12 protein-coding genes, 6 tRNA genes and 3 rRNA genes are annotated in these 17,175 nt (G+C 44.9%); 19 read left to right on the top strand and 2 right to left on the bottom strand.

Features of this window, described 5'->3' with window-relative positions:
- Nucleotides 1–101 precede the first annotated feature (101 nt).
- Nucleotides 102–914 carry a glutamate racemase gene (gene murI, locus FM038_RS24195; protein WP_142873437.1) on the top strand — a complete coding sequence of 271 codons (813 nt, stop codon included), beginning with the start codon at nt 102–104 and terminating at the stop codon, nt 912–914.
- 99 nt (nt 915–1,013) lie between these two features.
- Here murI and FM038_RS24190 read toward each other — a convergent pair whose 3' ends face one another.
- Complete coding sequence (locus FM038_RS24190; protein ID WP_142873438.1) at nt 1,014–1,481, bottom strand: RNA recognition motif domain-containing protein; 468 nt, start codon at nt 1,479–1,481, stop codon at nt 1,014–1,016.
- A 777-nt stretch (nt 1,482–2,258) separates the two neighbouring features.
- Between FM038_RS24190 and FM038_RS24185 the strand changes: the two genes are divergently transcribed.
- From FM038_RS24185 to birA, 8 genes are all read left to right on the top strand, one after another.
- Nucleotides 2,259–3,805, top strand: a 16S ribosomal RNA gene (locus FM038_RS24185).
- A 74-nt stretch (nt 3,806–3,879) separates the two neighbouring features.
- A tRNA-Ile gene (locus tag FM038_RS24180) sits at nt 3,880–3,956 on the top strand.
- Nucleotides 3,957–4,085: 129 nt separating this feature from the next.
- Nucleotides 4,086–4,161 (top strand) — tRNA-Ala (locus FM038_RS24175).
- A 413-nt stretch (nt 4,162–4,574) separates the two neighbouring features.
- A 23S ribosomal RNA gene (locus FM038_RS24170) occupies nt 4,575–7,479 on the top strand.
- 150 nt (nt 7,480–7,629) lie between these two features.
- A 5S ribosomal RNA gene (rrf, locus tag FM038_RS24165) occupies nt 7,630–7,745 on the top strand.
- The 16S, 23S and 5S rRNA genes sit together here with 3 tRNA genes alongside, the layout of an rRNA operon.
- 104 nt (nt 7,746–7,849) lie before the next feature.
- Nucleotides 7,850–7,926: transfer RNA gene (locus tag FM038_RS24160), tRNA-Asp, on the top strand.
- A gap of 574 nt (nt 7,927–8,500) precedes the next feature.
- Nucleotides 8,501–9,532, top strand: coding sequence for a UDP-N-acetylmuramate dehydrogenase (gene murB, locus FM038_RS24155; RefSeq protein ID WP_142873439.1), 1,032 nt, complete (start codon nt 8,501–8,503; stop codon nt 9,530–9,532).
- Nucleotides 9,525–10,487, top strand: a complete 963-nt coding sequence (gene birA, locus FM038_RS24150; RefSeq protein WP_142873440.1) for a bifunctional biotin--[acetyl-CoA-carboxylase] ligase/biotin operon repressor BirA — start codon at nt 9,525–9,527, stop codon at nt 10,485–10,487. The genes murB and birA overlap by 8 nt, the downstream gene beginning before the upstream one ends.
- A 14-nt stretch (nt 10,488–10,501) precedes the next feature.
- Here the strand turns inward: birA and coaA are convergent, their stop codons facing one another.
- A complete protein-coding gene (gene coaA, locus FM038_RS24145) occupies nt 10,502–11,452 on the bottom strand; it encodes a type I pantothenate kinase (protein ID WP_195873165.1) in 951 nt (316 codons plus the stop codon).
- 231 nt (nt 11,453–11,683) lie between these two features.
- Here coaA and FM038_RS24140 point away from each other — a divergent pair.
- The 10 genes from FM038_RS24140 (at nt 11,684) to rplL (ending at nt 16,974) form a co-directional block, all read left to right on the top strand.
- Nucleotides 11,684–11,759, top strand: a tRNA-Thr gene (locus FM038_RS24140).
- Nucleotides 11,760–11,766: 7 nt separating this feature from the next.
- A tRNA-Tyr gene (locus FM038_RS24135) sits at nt 11,767–11,851 on the top strand.
- A gap of 34 nt (nt 11,852–11,885) precedes the next feature.
- Nucleotides 11,886–11,959: transfer RNA gene (locus FM038_RS24130), tRNA-Gly, on the top strand.
- A gap of 190 nt (nt 11,960–12,149) precedes the next feature.
- Nucleotides 12,150–13,334: an elongation factor Tu gene (tuf, locus tag FM038_RS24125; protein ID WP_142873441.1), complete on the top strand. Its 1,185-nt coding sequence runs from the start codon at nt 12,150–12,152 to the stop codon at nt 13,332–13,334.
- Between the two features lie 264 nt (nt 13,335–13,598).
- Complete coding sequence (gene secE / locus FM038_RS24120; RefSeq protein WP_142873442.1) at nt 13,599–13,970, top strand: preprotein translocase subunit SecE; 372 nt, start codon at nt 13,599–13,601, stop codon at nt 13,968–13,970.
- A 9-nt stretch (nt 13,971–13,979) separates the two neighbouring features.
- Entirely contained in the window at nt 13,980–14,531 is a 552-nt protein-coding gene (gene nusG, locus FM038_RS24115; protein ID WP_142873443.1) for a transcription termination/antitermination protein NusG, read from the top strand.
- Nucleotides 14,532–14,657: 126 nt separating this feature from the next.
- Nucleotides 14,658–15,086, top strand: coding sequence for a 50S ribosomal protein L11 (gene rplK, locus FM038_RS24110; RefSeq protein WP_142873444.1), 429 nt, complete (start codon nt 14,658–14,660; stop codon nt 15,084–15,086).
- A 4-nt stretch (nt 15,087–15,090) separates the two neighbouring features.
- Complete coding sequence (rplA, locus tag FM038_RS24105; RefSeq protein WP_142873445.1) at nt 15,091–15,792, top strand: 50S ribosomal protein L1; 702 nt, start codon at nt 15,091–15,093, stop codon at nt 15,790–15,792.
- Between the two features lie 266 nt (nt 15,793–16,058).
- A complete protein-coding gene (gene rplJ / locus FM038_RS24100) occupies nt 16,059–16,559 on the top strand; it encodes a 50S ribosomal protein L10 (protein ID WP_142873446.1) in 501 nt (166 codons plus the stop codon).
- A gap of 46 nt (nt 16,560–16,605) precedes the next feature.
- On the top strand, nt 16,606–16,974 hold the full coding sequence (gene rplL, locus FM038_RS24095; RefSeq protein WP_142873447.1) for a 50S ribosomal protein L7/L12: 369 nt from the start codon (nt 16,606–16,608) through the stop codon (nt 16,972–16,974).
- Nucleotides 16,975–17,175: the final 201 nt, after the last annotated feature.

Here is a 17,175-nt window from a genome sequence, read left to right as displayed (position 1 = left end):
GATTTATCGTATCTTATGTGAAAATTCAAATTTAGGCATGTTTACATACTCGTCATCATAATGTGCAGTGCCATAATCAATATAGTGAACGGAGAAGCCATTTGTCTAAATCTATACTCGTTTTTGATTCTGGGATCGGTGGATTAACTATCCTTGATGAAATTAGACAAGTACTACCTGATGAGAGCTACCTGTATTTATTTGATAATGCACGTCTACCTTATGGTGAGCTAGATGAGATAGATCTGATTGAGGGATGTGTTGCACTAATCGCAAGGTTTGTGGCGCGACATGACATCTCTATGGTTGTGATTGCCTGTAACTCTGCGAGTACCTTAGTACTGCCATCATTACGCACTGAGCTGGATATTCCTATTGTTGGTGTGGTGCCGGCAATAAAACCAGCAGCAGCTTTATCGAAGAAAAAATGCATAGGTTTACTCGCTACCCCTGGAACGATAAAGCGAACATACACCCACGAATTAATCACACGATTTGCTGCAGGATGCAAAGTAGAGCTCTATGCCTCATCCGAACTTGTACTGCTAGCGGAACAGAAAGCGGCAGGTTATCCAGTCACTCAGCGGCAAGTTGCAGCGATTTTAAGTCCTTTAATGAATAGTGAACTGGATACATTAGTTCTAGGTTGTACCCACTTCCCTATATTAAAAGATGAGATGCAGTTGTATCTTGGAAATAAAGTATTACTGGTTGATTCAGGTAAAGCAATTGCTGCCAGGGTCATAAGTATCATAGAGCAGCAAGCGTTTATCGCCCATTCTAGTGAAAACGACAAATCACATAGCGATGAAGTTATCAGTGGCGATGCATTTTATACAGCGAATGAAATTGGAGAAGGGCTGAAAACGACGTTATCTGCTTTTGGCTTTACAAATGTAGTTAGAGTGGAATAAATTGTGAATAAAGCAAAGGTTCATAGAATAGATAAAGCTAGAAAGAAAAAAGGCTTTATAAAGTCGTTACTCTATAAAGCCCTAGTCGATACAGTAAAATTAATCGTTTGCTTGACGATCACTCTTATCAGCATCTTGCGACTTAGCTTCTCTGACTTTCAATGTACGTTCTTGGAAGTCAAATTCATTTAGCTTAGTCATCGCTTTCTGTGCACCAGATTCAGACATCTCAATGAAACCGAAACCTTTACGACGTCCAGTCTTGCGATCACGAACTAATCTAACTGAGTTTACAGGGCCGTACTTACCAAACAGCTCCTTTACTTCACCTTCATGTACACGATAAGGAAGATTACCAACATACAGGGTCATGGTTGGACCCGTATATTGTTCAACACTTGCGGCATTGCTAGTGGCTGGAGATGATTTACCTTGGAGTGATAATACAACGCTCGCAATAATAGCACCTGTGAAGAAAGCGATTGCAGCATTAAGGTCTGCGAACTGATTAAACGCGAATGCGCCAACTACGGCGATAATCAAAACAATAAGAAATGGCTTTTGCATAAATAGGATCTCTGAAGAATTGATAAATAACTGTTAATAGCAGGTATATGGTAATGAATTATTTAGCAATACACTAGCCCGTTGCTGAAATAATGAGCTTAATAGTGAAGTAATTTTAATAAAGGGTTAATAAAGCAGCGTGCAAAGGGTGAAAAATAGGCTTAAATTAGCAAGGTGTTTAAAACTTCAGCGGGCAAACCTAATTCGACAAAAAAGGGGTTGCACGGTTTTATAATTTGCCTATAATGCGCATCCACTGACACGGCAAACCAGTCTTCTTAACGAAAGCTGAAACGCAGTCAGGGCAACAAGTAAGCTAGTTTTTTTCTTCGTTTAAACGATTGAAATTAAATTTTTAAAAGCCCTTGACGCCAACCACGGAGAGTGTAGAATACGCCTCCCTAGCCAAGACGAAACATCTTGGTTGGTAAGTAAAAAAGCCCACGACCTAGCGTCAGCGGCGGTGCTACCAAGCACCAAGTTCTTTAACAATTTATCAAGTAATCTGTGTGGGCACTCACAGGTGTTGAGTTATTCGAAATTGCCTTCTGTTCTTCGGAATGTAGGCAATCAAAAATTTACTCAATGAACTACTGAGTGACCATAGCAACTTATGATTTGTTTTCTTTCGAGAGAGTAATGATTAAGAAGCAAAATATGTAAGCTTCATAAATCTTCGGGTTTGTGAAAACAGTAATTTGTTTTCACTTTTTAAAGTGGAGGCAAAAGATTCGTTGAGCCGATGTCATTGCCGAAAGGTGATGCATCAAAAAACTTTAATTGAAGAGTTTGATCATGGCTCAGATTGAACGCTGGCGGCAGGCCTAACACATGCAAGTCGAGCGGAAACAGGAAGGTAGCTTGCTACCTTTGCTGTCGAGCGGCGGACGGGTGAGTAATGCCTAGATATCTGCCTAGTCGTGGGGGATAACAGTTGGAAACGACTGCTAATACCGCATACGCCCTACGGGGGAAAGGAGGGGACCTTCGGGCCTTTCGCGATTAGATGAGTCTAGGTGGGATTAGCTAGTAGGTGAGGTAATAGCTCACCTAGGCGACGATCCCTAGCTGTTCTGAGAGGATGATCAGCCACACTGGGACTGAGACACGGCCCAGACTCCTACGGGAGGCAGCAGTGGGGAATATTGCACAATGGGCGAAAGCCTGATGCAGCCATGCCGCGTGTGTGAAGAAGGCCTTCGGGTTGTAAAGCACTTTCAGCGAGGAGGAAAGGTTGTAGTTTAATAAACTATAGCTGTGACGTTACTCGCAGAAGAAGCACCGGCTAACTTCGTGCCAGCAGCCGCGGTAATACGAGGGGTGCAAGCGTTAATCGGAATTACTGGGCGTAAAGCGTACGCAGGCGGTTTGTTAAGCAAGATGTGAAAGCCCCGGGCTCAACCTGGGAATTGCATTTTGAACTGGCAAACTAGAGTCTTGTAGAGGGGGGTAGAATTTCAGGTGTAGCGGTGAAATGCGTAGAGATCTGAAGGAATACCGGTGGCGAAGGCGGCCCCCTGGACAAAGACTGACGCTCAGGTACGAAAGCGTGGGGAGCAAACAGGATTAGATACCCTGGTAGTCCACGCCGTAAACGATGTCTACTCGGAGTTTGGTAACTTAGTTACTGGGCTCCCAAGCTAACGCATTAAGTAGACCGCCTGGGGAGTACGGCCGCAAGGTTAAAACTCAAATGAATTGACGGGGGCCCGCACAAGCGGTGGAGCATGTGGTTTAATTCGATGCAACGCGAAGAACCTTACCTACTCTTGACATCCACAGAACTCGCTAGAGATAGCTTGGTGCCTTCGGGAACTGTGAGACAGGTGCTGCATGGCTGTCGTCAGCTCGTGTTGTGAAATGTTGGGTTAAGTCCCGCAACGAGCGCAACCCTTATCCTTATTTGCCAGCACGTAATGGTGGGAACTTTAGGGAGACTGCCGGTGATAAACCGGAGGAAGGTGGGGACGACGTCAAGTCATCATGGCCCTTACGAGTAGGGCTACACACGTGCTACAATGGTCGGTACAGAGGGTCGCAAAGCCGCGAGGTCAAGCTAATCCCACAAAGCCGGTCGTAGTCCGGATCGGAGTCTGCAACTCGACTCCGTGAAGTCGGAATCGCTAGTAATCGTAGATCAGAATGCTACGGTGAATACGTTCCCGGGCCTTGTACACACCGCCCGTCACACCATGGGAGTGGGCTGCACCAGAAGTAGATAGCTTAACCTTTCGGGGAGGGCGTTTACCACGGTGTGGTTCATGACTGGGGTGAAGTCGTAACAAGGTAGCCCTAGGGGAACCTGGGGCTGGATCACCTCCTTACCTATACGACTAACTCAATGCTTGCTGAGTGTTCACACAGATTACTTGATAGAAAGAAAGAGCAAAAATACGTTGGGTCTGTAGCTCAGCTGGTTAGAGCGCACCCCTGATAAGGGTGAGGTCGGTGGTTCAAGTCCACTCTGACCCACCAAAATCTCTCCTTTCCTGCGTTGGAAAGTGACTCGTTTAGACTTCTTTATTAGAGAGTTAAACGTCGCCACATTCCGCCTTGGTAAGAAAAGATTTGGTTATACGTATATTTGTTTGACTGCATGTAAATGGGGCTATAGCTCAGCTGGGAGAGCGCCTGCCTTGCACGCAGGAGGTCTGCGGTTCGATCCCGCATAGCTCCACCATTTACTTGATTGTTAAGAACCTAGGTTCGATGACTCTCTTGTAGATAGACCATTTACTTTGCTAGTTTTCAGAGGTTACTCTGATTGACTAAGTAAACTTACTTTTCCAGCAGAAAGTAAGGCATGCATTGGATAGAGATGCCAAAGATAAACTAAGACTTTATCTTTGGCTTTTTTAAGCCCGTTCTTTAAAAATTTGGAAAGCTGATAGTGTTAATGTGAAAGGGACTATTGTGAAAGCTGATTCGTAAGATTCGGTAATTGCAGTGGTTTATAGCATTAGCGCGAAATATAAAATAATTGAGTTCTCAAACACTTAAATCAAGTGCCGAAGTGCAGCAATGCACTTCAAGAGTATTCTTTTGGCGAAAGTAAACACCATTAGTTGCGATACAGTCCTATGTGGGTTGTATGGTTAAGTGACTAAGCGTATACGGTGGATGCCTTGGCAGTCAGAGGCGATGAAGGACGTAGTAACTTGCGAAAAGCGTTGGCGAGCTAGTAACAAGCATTTGAGCTAACGATATCCGAATGGGGAAACCCACTCACATAAGTGAGTATCACATACTGAATACATAGGTATGTGAGGCAAACCCGGGGAACTGAAACATCTAAGTACCCGGAGGAAAAGAAATCAACCGAGATTCCCCTAGTAGCGGCGAGCGAACGGGGATTAGCCCTTAAGTCTATAGGGTGTTAGTGGAATGAGTTGGAAAGCTCAGCGGCACAGGGTGATAGCCCCGTACATGAAAACTAACTATAGATGAAAACGAGTAGGACGGGACACGTGACATCTTGTCTGAACATGGGGGGACCATCCTCCAAGGCTAAATACTCCTGACTGACCGATAGTGAACCAGTACCGTGAGGGAAAGGCGAAAAGAACCCCTGTGAGGGGAGTGAAATAGAACCTGAAACCGTATACGTACAAGCAGTGGGAGCGGTCCTTGAGACCGTGACTGCGTACCTTTTGTATAATGGGTCAGCGACTTACATTTTGTAGCAAGGTTAAGCGAATAGCGGAGCCGTAGGGAAACCGAGTGTTAACTGCGCGTTTAGTTGCAAGGTGTAGACCCGAAACCGAGTGATCTAGCCATGGGCAGGTTGAAGGTTGAGTAACATCAACTGGAGGACCGAACACACGTATGTTGAAAAATGCGGTGATGACTTGTGGCTGGGGGTGAAAGGCCAATCAAACTCGGAGATATCTGGTTCTCCTCGAAAGCTATTTAGGTAGCGCCTCGTACGAATACCATTGGGGGTAGAGCACTGTTAAGGCTAGGGGGTCATCCCGACTTACCAACCCTTTGCAAACTCCGAATACCAATGAGTACTATACGGGAGACACACGGCGGGTGCTAACGTCCGTCGTGAAAAGGGAAACAACCCAGACCATCAGCTAAGGTCCCAAAGTTATTGCTAAGTGGGAAACGATGTGGGAAGGCTTAGACAGCTAGGATGTTGGCTTAGAAGCAGCCATCATTTAAAGAAAGCGTAATAGCTCACTAGTCGAGTCGGCCTGCGCGGAAGATTTAACGGGGCTAAGCAATACACCGAAGCTATGGGTTTGCTAGTTTACTAGCAAGCGGTAGAGGAGCGTTCTGTAAGCCGTTGAAGGCGAAGGGGTAACCCACGCTGGAGGTATCAGAAGTGCGAATGCTGACATGAGTAACGATAAAGGGAGTGAAAAACTCCCTCGCCGAAAGACCAAGGTTTCCTGTCCAATGTTAATCAGGGCAGGGTAAGTCGACCCCTAAGGTGAGGCCGAAAGGCGTAATCGATGGGAAACGGGTTAATATTCCCGTACTTCTACTAACTGCGATGGAGAGACGGAGAAGGCTAGGCTAGCGCGGCGTTGGTTGTCCGCGTTTAAGGCTGTAGGCTGTTCACTTAGGCAAATCCGGGTGAACGCATTAAATTGCAAAGCTGAGAGTTGATGACGAGTCCCCAAGGGGATGAAGTAGTTGATGCCATGCTTCCAGGAAAATCTTCTAAGCTTCAGGTTAGTAGGAATCGTACCCCAAACCGACACAGGTGGTTGGGTAGAGAATACCAAGGCGCTTGAGAGAACTCGGCTGAAGGAACTAGGCAAAATGGTACCGTAACTTCGGGAGAAGGTACGCTGCCGGCGGTGATGGGACTTGCTCCTTAAGCTGCTGGCAGTCGCAGATACCAGGTGGCTGCAACTGTTTATCAAAAACACAGTACTGTGCAAACTCGCAAGAGGAAGTATACGGTATGACGCCTGCCCGGTGCCGGAAGGTTAATTGATTGGGTTATCTTCGGAGAAGCTCATGATCGAAGCCCCGGTAAACGGCGGCCGTAACTATAACGGTCCTAAGGTAGCGAAATTCCTTGTCGGGTAAGTTCCGACCTGCACGAATGGCGTAATGACGGCCACGCTGTCTCCAGCCGAGACTCAGTGAAGTTGAAATTGCGGTGAAGATGCCGTATACCCGCGGCTAGACGGAAAGACCCCGTGCACCTTTACTATAGCTTGGCACTGAACATTGAACCTACATGTGTAGGATAGGTGGGAGACTTTGAAGCAGAGACGCTAGTTTTTGTGGAGTCAACCTTGAAATACCACCCTTGTAGTTTTGATGTTCTAACTCTGGCCCCTGAATCGGGGTTGAGGACAGTGCCTGGTGGGTAGTTTGACTGGGGCGGTCTCCTCCCAAAGAGTAACGGAGGAGCACGAAGGTTGGCTAAGTACGGTCGGACATCGTACGGTTAGTGCAATGGCATAAGCCAGCTTAACTGCGAGACATACACGTCGAGCAGGTACGAAAGTAGGTCATAGTGATCCGGTGGTTCTGAATGGAAGGGCCATCGCTCAACGGATAAAAGGTACGCCGGGGATAACAGGCTGATACCGCCCAAGAGTTCATATCGACGGCGGTGTTTGGCACCTCGATGTCGGCTCATCACATCCTGGGGCTGAAGTCGGTCCCAAGGGTATGGCTGTTCGCCATTTAAAGTGGTACGCGAGCTGGGTTCAGAACGTCGTGAGACAGTTCGGTCCCTATCTGCCGTGGGCGTTGGATGATTGAAGGAAGCTGCTCCTAGTACGAGAGGACCGGAGTGGACGAACCGCTGGTGTTCGGGTTGTTATGCCAATAGCATTGCCCGGTAGCTACGTTCGGAATCGATAACCGCTGAAAGCATCTAAGCGGGAAGCGAGTCCTAAGATGAGTCATCCCTAGGAATTTAATTCCTCTAAAGAGCCGTTCGAGACTAGGACGTTGATAGGCAGGGTGTGTAAGCGTTGTGAGGCGTTGAGCTAACCTGTACTAATGACTCGTGAGGCTTAACCATACAACCCAGATGGGTTTGTGTAGTTAGTGTGTGTGTTACTTCATAAGCACAAAAGAATACGTATTTGATTTAAGTTAGACCAATTATTTTGCAATTTAGAAGACTTAATAGTTTTTTGAATAGCCAGCTTTCGAAATTTTGCCAAATTAGTCTGGAAACCATAGCATTGTGGCCCCACCTGATCCCATCCCGAACTCAGAAGTGAAACGCAATTGCGCCGATGGTAGTGTGGGGTCTCCCCATGTGAGAGTAGGTCATTTCCAGGCGCCTAATTAGTTTCCACTTTCTAGAAAGTGAAGACAAAGTCTACTGATAGTGATAAATCAGAGACTATAAAGAATTTAGTAATATGCGCAAGCACTTTACTAAAGGAGCGGTAGTTCAGTTGGTTAGAATACCGGCCTGTCACGCCGGGGGTCGCGGGTTCGAGTCCCGTCCGCTCCGCCAACATTACGATAAGCCCTAACAGCAATGTTAGGGCTTTTTCGTGTCTGATTTTTGAGTAGGAAAAAATAAAAGCAGAGCGGTAGTTCAGTTGGTTAGCCTCTTTATTAAACGGAAAGCGGCCTGTCACGCCGGGGGACGCGGGTTCGTCTTTTAAAAGAGATAGTCCGCTTTGCCAACGTTACGATAAGCCCTAACACTTCTTATAAACAAGGAGTGTTAGGGCTTTTTCGTGTCTGTTTTTTGAGTGAAAATGATTACAAAATAGTTGAGTGGGCTGTATAAGCGCTTTGCTAAAGTAGCGGTCACTCTCGACCATCCATGGTCTACGTGACATTTGTGCATCCATGCACTTCGTAGTTCAGTTGTGCCACTCTTGGTTTAACAGAAGTGTTCCAGACATTGATTTGGCATACACTCCATCCATTTTCTGTCTGTGCATTTTGGCGAAAAGAATAATCAGCTTATTAATTGAGTGAAATTATTTTCATAAATCATGCTTCGATGTCGTGACAATTCTTTCTGATGGCTAAATACGCTACAATGCCGCTTTAATGTTCTCTAAAAGTTTCTATCTATGTCTGCGGCTCCTTATTCATTAAAATCCTACAATACCTTTAATATCGACCATAGCTGCGCTGAGTTGATCAATGTGAAATCTAAAGCTGAACTGATTTCTACTTGTTTGGAACTCTATAGAAGTGAGCAACGTTTTTTGGTTCTTGGTGGGGGGAGCAATGTTGTACTGACAGATGACTACTTAGGTACCGTAGTTCATGTGGAGACTAAGGGCATAGAGTTTGCCGAGGACGATGAATATCATTACCTGGGCGTGGCAGCAGGCGAAAACTGGCATGATTTAGTCGAGACAACGCTTTCAATGTCTATCTCTGGACTAGAAAATTTAGCCTTGATACCGGGGACTGTAGGCGCGGCTCCAATTCAGAATATTGGTGCTTATGGTGTCGAACTGATGCAAGTCTGTGATTGGGTTGAGTATCTCGATCTTAGAAACGGTGAATTGAAACGCTTGGCTGCCAATGAGTGTAAATTTAGCTATAGAGATTCAATTTTTAAGGGGGAGTTGCTTAGCTGTGCTGTGATTACATCGGTTGGACTCAAGTTGCGTAAGCGCTGGGAACCGGTGATATCTTACGGACCACTGAGGGCGTTTGAGAAAGAGGCTGTGACAGCCAAACAGGTATTCGATTGTATCTGTAATATGCGAAATACTAAGCTTCCTAACCCTGCTGTGCTTGGTAATGCGGGAAGTTTCTTTAAGAACCCCATCGTTTCTCGTGCAGTATTCGACTCCTTAGTTGAAAATCATCCGGGTATAGTAGGTTTCACTGTAGATGAAGATTCAGTTAAATTGGCAGCTGGATGGTTAATTGATAAAGCAGGGCTAAAGGGGCTTAAGGTTGGAGATGCTGCAGTCCATGAGCAACAGGCTCTTGTTTTGGTTAACTTAGGCTACGCCACAGGAGAGGATGTCACACATCTGGCTAAAAAAGTTATTGGAGCGATAACAGATCTCTATGGCATAGATTTAGAGGCTGAACCAAGAATCATAGGCGCTAACGGTGAAAAGGAATTAGAAGATGATTGAACAATGGAGTCGGAAAAGAGAAATATTAGCTGCTTTATCAGGTCAGCAGTTTGTCTCGGGTGAAGAGTTGGCACAACAGGCGGGGATCTCCAGGACTGCAATTGGTAACCATATAAGTTCCCTAGAGGGCTATGGTGTTGAAATTTACAGCGTTAAAGGCAAAGGTTATAAGCTTGCCAATCCCGTTTCACTTATCAATGAAGCTAAATTGACATCTTCGATCCTCAGTAGATGTTTCTATTTTGATGAACTTCCGAGCACGAATGCTTTTTTACTTAAGCATGTCGAAGAGCTGAGCTCTGGTGATATCTGTATTGCAGAGTATCAATCAGCAGGTCGTGGACGCCGCGGCAGAAATTGGGTGTCTCCTTACGGCTGTCATCTATATTGTTCTATGTACTGGAAGCTAGAGCAGGGAATGGCTCAAGCATCTGGTCTTAGCTTAGTGGTGGCATGTGCGTTAGTAGAGGTTCTAAAATGTTTGGGCATTGATGACTTAGGCGTCAAGTGGCCAAATGATATTTACTTAAATAATAAAAAACTAGCCGGCGTATTGATTGAGATGAGCGGTCAGCCTGATAGTGAATGTCATTTAGTGATAGGAATAGGGATCAATATATCTATGTCGCACGCTCAGGGCGATAAAATTGATCAAGCATGGAGCGATCTGTCTGACAACCCATCTTGTCCGGAGAAAACGGATCTAGCCGTGGCATTGCAAAAGCAGTTGAAAATCGATCTGGAAACTTTTCAGAATGATGGGTTAACTGCATTTCTTGAGCGCTGGAAAGCAGTCGATATATTCTTTGGTAAACAGGTAAAGTTACTGATGGGTGACAATGAGATCAATGGTATCTGTAAAGGTATTGACTCAACAGGCGCGATATTACTTGAGACTGATAAGGGCCTAGTACCATTTGTCGGTGGCGAAATAAGCTTAAGAAGCGGTGGCTAAGCGCTTCTTAGTTACTATTTACGCAGTAGTACCTGGCTCATTAGGTGATCTTCACCTTTTTGTAGTATTAGGTGAGCTCTATCGCGTGTAGGTTCAATATTAAGCTTAAGATTTGGACCGTTAATACTGTCCCAGATATTGGCTGCTATGCTTGTTGCTTCTTGATCATTAAGTTTTGAGTAGTGATGGAAATATGATTTTTCATCACTAAATGCCCCCCCACGAAACTGCAGAAACCTATCGATATACCATTTTTTTAGTAAGCTTTCTTGTGCGTCGACATAAATAGAAAAATCAACAAAATCAGAAACGAAAGGCTGCTGGATGCCGACAGCTGCATCTTGGCCATTCTGCAATACGTTTAGGCCTTCGATGATAAGGATATCAGGCTGTTGGATGCTCTGGGTTTTATCAGAAACCCTGTTATAGCTGATGTGGGAATATATTGGAGCCTGAACATTAGTATCCCCAGCCTTAATTTTAGAGATGAATTCAACTAGCATCTTCATATCATAACTTTCAGGGAAGCCCTTACGCTGTAACAAGCCACGTCGTTTTAGTTCTGCAAGTGGGTATAGAAACCCATCAGTGGTGACTAGATCGACCTTAGGGTGTTCACTCCACTGGCTGAGTAGCGACTGTAGAATACGTGCGGTGGTACTTTTGCCTACAGCAACGCTACCAGCAATACTGATGATATAAGGCCGTTTAGGAGGCTTATGGCTGAGAAATTCATTAAGTACAAGACCGCGCTTTTGCTTGGCCCCTATAATTAAGTTTAATAAGCGACTCAAAGGGAGGTAGATATCCGTAACTTCATCGAGAGAAAGTTTTTCATTTATGCCTCGTAGTGTTGTCAGCTCTGACTCATTTAAGGTGAGCGGTACAGATTCACGTAGTTCGGCCCACTGAGATCTTTGAAATGCTAGATACAGAGCATTATGAATTTGATTATCGCTTGCCATTGCTTCTCTCCATTTGAGGAGGGAACAGTACACTATCAATTTCTGATGAACAATATTAATGCGTCATATCCTGGGGCTGTTTGCTAATAAAAAAACAACGCGTCTAAAAAAGCATCTAAATTGAATTTTTGTGGGTGAAAAAACGACATTCGGCATCTTTTTTAGGTTTTTTTAAAAAAACCTATTGCACTTATGCTCACACTTCCATAATATCCGCTACCGAAATGACACGCCGGCATAGCTCAGTTGGTAGAGCAACTGACTTGTAATCAGTAGGTCCCGAGTTCGACTCTTGGTGCCGGCACCATTTCCCTGGAGGGGTTCCCGAGTGGCCAAAGGGATCAGACTGTAAATCTGACGGCTCAGCCTTCGAAGGTTCGAATCCTTCTCCCTCCACCATATTCTAAGTAGTTAGGTAGCCTTAGTAGGTTGCGCGGATGTCGTATAATGGTATTACTCCAGCCTTCCAAGCTGATAACGCGGGTTCGATTCCCGCCATCCGCTCCAATATTCGCTGAAAGTGCTCTATACTGAGCACGCCCCTGAAAAGGGGTTAGGTTATTAGATTCTACCCTTCAGCGCCAACCTGTTAAAATTCCTAGTTACTCTAAATTTAATCGATTCGTTGCCTTTAAATGCATCGGATTTTTTGTTGTATGTTGGTTTCATCACCAAGATCTCTAATTGGGGCAATACCATGGCTAAAGAAAAATTTGAACGTAGCAAACCTCACGTAAACGTGGGCACCATCGGTCACGTTGACCATGGTAAAACTACTCTAACTGCTGCTATCTCTGCTGTTTTGGCAAAGACTTACGGTGGTGATGTTAAAGATTTCTCACAGATCGATAACGCTCCTGAAGAGCGTGAGCGCGGTATTACAATTAATACCTCTCACATCGAGTATGATACTCCTGCACGTCACTACGCACACGTAGATTGTCCTGGTCACGCCGATTATGTTAAAAACATGATCACTGGTGCTGCTCAAATGGATGGCGCAATTCTAGTAGTTGCTTCTACAGATGGTCCAATGCCACAGACTCGTGAGCACATCCTGCTTTCTCGTCAGGTTGGCGTACCTTTCATCATCGTATTCATGAACAAATGTGACATGGTAGATGATGAAGAGCTTCTTGAGCTTGTAGAAATGGAAGTTCGTGAACTTCTTTCTGAATATGACTTCCCAGGTGATGACCTACCAGTTATCCAAGGTTCAGCACTTAAAGCCCTTGAAGGCGAAGCTGATTGGGAAGCTAAGATTCTTGAGCTTGCAGATGCTTTGGATACTTATATCCCAGAGCCAGAGCGTGCTATCGATGGTGCATTCATTCTTCCAATCGAAGATGTTTTCTCAATCTCAGGCCGTGGTACAGTTGTAACTGGTCGTGTAGAGCGCGGTATCATCAAAATTGGTGAAGAAGTAGAAATCGTTGGTATCAGAGATACGACTAAGACGACTTGTACTGGTGTTGAAATGTTCCGTAAGCTGCTTGACGAAGGTCGTGCAGGTGAGAACTGTGGTGTTCTTCTACGTGGTACTAAGCGTGAAGACGTTGAGCGTGGTCAGGTTCTAGCTGCTCCAGGTTCAATCACTCCACATACAACTTTTGAATCAGAAATCTATGTTCTGTCAAAAGAAGAAGGCGGACGTCACACTCCATTCTTCAAAGGCTATCGTCCACAGTTCTACTTCCGTACAACTGACGTAACCGGTACTATCGAGCTTCCAGAAGGCGTAGAGATGGTAATGCCTGGTGATAACGTTCAGATGGTAGTAACACTAATCTGCCCAATCGCGATGGATGAAGGTTTACGCTTCGCTATCCGTGAAGGTGGCCGTACTGTTGGTGCTGGTGTTGTAGCTAAGATCATCGCTTAATAGCGATTAGTCTTGCAAGACACTAAAGAAAAGGAAGCTTCGGCTTCCTTTTTTGTTATTTTGCATTTTAGTCGGCTCAAGTGCGCTTGTATTCTTGATTACTTGCTGGAATAAGAATACAATCTATGACCGATTTTTGACCCTCTGAGCTTACAATTAAGCGCTTCGAGAGTAGTAAGCTCGGAATTATGTGGTTAGATAAGGTTTACTGAAACTTTTCAACCTAATACCACCTCAGGTCGTAGTGAGTAACGGAATTAATCGATGACAACAAATACTGAAAGCCAGGGTAACTCTCTGGATATCGTAAAGTGGGCTATAGTCGTTATCTTGTTGGCAACTGCAATTGTCGGCAACCAGATGTATAACGAGGCAAGTGTATTAGTACGTGCAATAAGCGTAGTAGTAGCGTTTGCCATTGCAGGCTTTATAGCGCTACAGACAGAGAAAGGCAAGCAAGCGCTCGTCTTTGCTCGTGAAGCACAAATTGAAGTACGTAAGGTGGTTTGGCCTACACGTCAAGAAGCGCTAAATACAACATTTATTGTATTAGCTGCAACCGGTGTTCTTGCGTTGATCCTTTGGGGTATGGACGCAGTATTACTGAGAATTGTTAATTTTATTACAGGCGTATAGGCACTTCGTATGACTGAAGCAACTGAAGCTAAAAAAAGATGGTATGTGGTCCAGGCATTTTCTGGTTATGAAGGTCGAGTGCTTAAAACTCTGAATGAGTATATTCAGATGCACAGCATGGAGCACTACTTTGGCGAAATTCTTGTCCCAACTGAAGAAGTTGTTGAGATGAGAGCTGGTCAACGTCGTAAGAGTGAGCGTAAGTTCTTCCCTGGCTATGTATTGGTCCAGATGGATATGAACGATGAAAGCTGGCACTTAGTGAAAAGCATCCCTCGCGTGATGGGTTTCATTGGTGGTACTTCAGATCGTCCTGCTCCTATTTCAGATAAAGAAGCTGACAGGATTTTACAACGTCTGCAGGAAACGACTGAGTCTCCGACACATCGCGTTATGTTTGAACCTGGTGAAGTGGTGCGTGTTACTGACGGTCCTTTTGCCGACTTTAACGGTACTGTTGAAGAAGTTGATTACGAGAAAAACCGCGTTAAGGTTTCTGTAATGATCTTCGGTCGTTCTACTCCTGTTGAGCTAGACTTTGGTCAGATCGAAAAGAGCTGATTAAATTAAATACAAAAAGTATTTGGACTGGGTGCGATTTTGTTATAAAATCCGCACCCATTGTTTTTCGGGGAGCTTAACTGACATGTCGTCAGTGGCGTTTGAACCCAATTTGAGGAAATACTCATGGCTAAGAAAGTTGATGGTTACATCAAGCTACAAGTAGCAGCCGGTGCTGCAAACCCGTCGCCACCAGTTGGTCCTGCCCTAGGTCAAAAGGGTGTTAACATCATGGAATTCTGTAAAGCATTCAATGCTCGTACTGATAAGTTCGAGAAAGGCATGCCGATTCCTGTAGTTATCACTGTATATACAGACCGTTCTTTCACTTTTGAAACTAAGACGCCTCCAGCATCTTTCCTACTGCTTAAAGCAGCTGGTCTGAAGTCTGGTTCTGGTCGTCCTAACACTGAAAAAGTGGGAACTATCAAGCGTAGCGCTGTTCAGGAAATTGCTGAAACAAAAGCGGCTGACATGTCTGGTTCTGATATTGATGCGATGACTCGCACAATTGAAGGTACTGCACGTTCAATGGGTTTGGTAGTAGAGGACTAAGATAATGGCAAAGCTAACTAAGCGTGCTCGCATAATTCGCGAAAAAGTAGAAGTAACTAAAAACTACGATATCAATGAAGCTGTCGCACTTCTTAAAGAACTAGCTACTGCTAAGTTCGTTGAGAGCGTAGACGTTGCTGTAAATCTTGGTGTTGATCCACGTAAATCTGACCAAAACGTTCGCGGTGCTACTGTACTGCCACACGGTACTGGTCGTGATATCCGTGTTGCTGTATTCACACAAGGTGCAAACGCTGAAGCTGCAAAAGAAGCTGGCGCTGAGCTAGTCGGTATGGACGAGCTTGCTGCACAAGTTAAAGCTGGTGAGATGAACTTCGACGTTGTTATTGCTTCTCCAGATGCAATGCGTGTTGTTGGTCAACTAGGTCAGATCTTAGGCCCACGTGGTCTAATGCCTAACCCTAAGACTGGCACAGTAACGCCAAACGTTGCTCAAGCAGTTAAGAACGCTAAAGCTGGTCAAGTTCGTTACCGTACTGATAAGAACGGTATCATTCACTCTACTATCGGTAAAGTGGACTTCGAACCTGCACATCTTATAGAAAACTTGGAAGCACTTGTTGCGGCATTAGTGAAAGCTAAGCCTGCTGCAGCCAAAGGTGTTTTCTTGAAGAAAATCAGCATCTCGACCACTATGGGCGCAGGTGTTGCAGTTGACCAGAGTACTCTGGCTGACCTTAAGTAATTTTACAAGGCTGCCGTATTAGTCTATAATGCGCGCACCTTGTGGGTTGAGGTCTATATTTTAACCATTTAGATGGTCAAAGCGTAGACTTCCGTCCAAGACCGTAGGTGTTTTCCTTAAAGGTTAACTTAATTTCCTACGTAGACGGTGTCGGACCCCAGAAAGATTTTTTCTACTGGATAAGCACCGTAAATCGTTAACTACATTTAGTAGTTAATATGGTAATTGCTAGGGAATTCCCTAGGTTTAATCCAGGAGTAAAGCCAATGGCATTAGGACTCGAAGACAAAAAAGCGATTGTTGCTGAAGTCAACGAAGTTGCCAAAGGTGCTTTATCTGCAGTTGTAGCCGATTCACGCGGTGTAACTGTAGGTGATATGACCGGTCTGCGTAAAGCAGCTCGCGAAGCTGGTGTATACGTTAAAGTTGTACGTAATACATTAGTTAAACGCGCAGTTGTAGGTACTGATTTTGAGTGCCTAAGCGAAATGTTTACCGGTCCTACTTTAATTGCATTCTCTAATGAGCATCCAGGTGCTGCAGCGCGTCTTCTTAAAGATTTCGCCGCTGAACAAGAGTCATTTGAAATTAAAGCAGCAGCCTTTGAAGGGGAATTAATCCCTGCAACCGATATTGATCGCTTAGCGAAACTGCCAACATACGACGAAGCAATAGCTCAGTTGATGATGACAATGAAAGAAGCATCTGCTGGCAAGCTAGTACGTACACTAGCCGCCCTTCGCGATCAAAAAGAAGAAGCTGCTTAAGTTTATACTTAGCCGCTTAAATTCAGAACAATAGGAATTTTTTGTTATGTCTATCACTAAAGACGATATCTTAAACGCTGTTGCAGAAATGTCTGTAATGGAAGTTGTTGAACTAATCGAAGCAATGGAAGAGAAGTTCGGCGTATCTGCTGCTGCTGCTGTTGTTGCTGGCGGAGCTGCTGATGGCGGCGCTGCTGTTGAGCAAACTGAATTTGACGTCATGATGACTTCATTCGGTGAGAACAAAGTTAAAGTAATTAAAGCTCTTCGTGGCGCTACAGGTCTTGGCCTGAAAGAAGCTAAAGCAATGGCTGAAGCTGCTCCAGTAGCAGTTAAAGAAGCTATTTCTAAAGAAGAAGCTGAAACACTTAAAACTGATCTAGAAGCCGCTGGTGCTTCTGTAGAGATCAAGTAAGTTATAATTTAACTTGCTAAGCCCGAGAAATTGGGTGAAGGCTGGCGGTTTTTTAACCGTCGGCCTTTTTTGCGCTATATGCGCAGGCGATTTTTTATTCACCGTTTGTCGCCAGATTATGCAGTTCCTAACAGAGATTACTGGTTAGGTTCTTGCCATCAACGGTGATGGGCAAACGCGCTGTTTCAATCAGATGATTGT

This window comes from Shewanella eurypsychrophilus, from assembly GCF_007004545.3.
GTDB lineage: Bacteria > Pseudomonadota > Gammaproteobacteria > Enterobacterales > Shewanellaceae > Shewanella > Shewanella eurypsychrophilus.
Note: the sequence above shows the minus strand (reverse complement) of the source record. Positions and strands in the feature narration are given on the sequence as shown.

What these genes read in the sequence shown, in the direction of transcription:
- rplK (WP_142873444.1), top strand. Translation starts at nt 14,658, where the DNA reads ATGGCTAAGAAAGTTGATGGTTACATCAAGCTACAAGTAGCAGCCGGT.
- FM038_RS24190 (WP_142873438.1), bottom strand. Translation starts at nt 1,481, where the DNA reads ATGCAAAAGCCATTTCTTATTGTTTTGATTATCGCCGTAGTTGGCGCA.
- rplJ (WP_142873446.1), top strand. Translation starts at nt 16,059, where the DNA reads ATGGCATTAGGACTCGAAGACAAAAAAGCGATTGTTGCTGAAGTCAAC.
- coaA (WP_195873165.1), bottom strand. Translation starts at nt 11,452, where the DNA reads ATGGCAAGCGATAATCAAATTCATAATGCTCTGTATCTAGCATTTCAA.
- rplA (WP_142873445.1), top strand. Translation starts at nt 15,091, where the DNA reads ATGGCAAAGCTAACTAAGCGTGCTCGCATAATTCGCGAAAAAGTAGAA.
- birA (WP_142873440.1), top strand. Translation starts at nt 9,525, where the DNA reads ATGATTGAACAATGGAGTCGGAAAAGAGAAATATTAGCTGCTTTATCA.
- rplL (WP_142873447.1), top strand. Translation starts at nt 16,606, where the DNA reads ATGTCTATCACTAAAGACGATATCTTAAACGCTGTTGCAGAAATGTCT.
- secE (WP_142873442.1), top strand. Translation starts at nt 13,599, where the DNA reads ATGACAACAAATACTGAAAGCCAGGGTAACTCTCTGGATATCGTAAAG.
- nusG (WP_142873443.1), top strand. Translation starts at nt 13,980, where the DNA reads ATGACTGAAGCAACTGAAGCTAAAAAAAGATGGTATGTGGTCCAGGCA.
- tuf (WP_142873441.1), top strand. Translation starts at nt 12,150, where the DNA reads ATGGCTAAAGAAAAATTTGAACGTAGCAAACCTCACGTAAACGTGGGC.
- murB (WP_142873439.1), top strand. Translation starts at nt 8,501, where the DNA reads ATGTCTGCGGCTCCTTATTCATTAAAATCCTACAATACCTTTAATATC.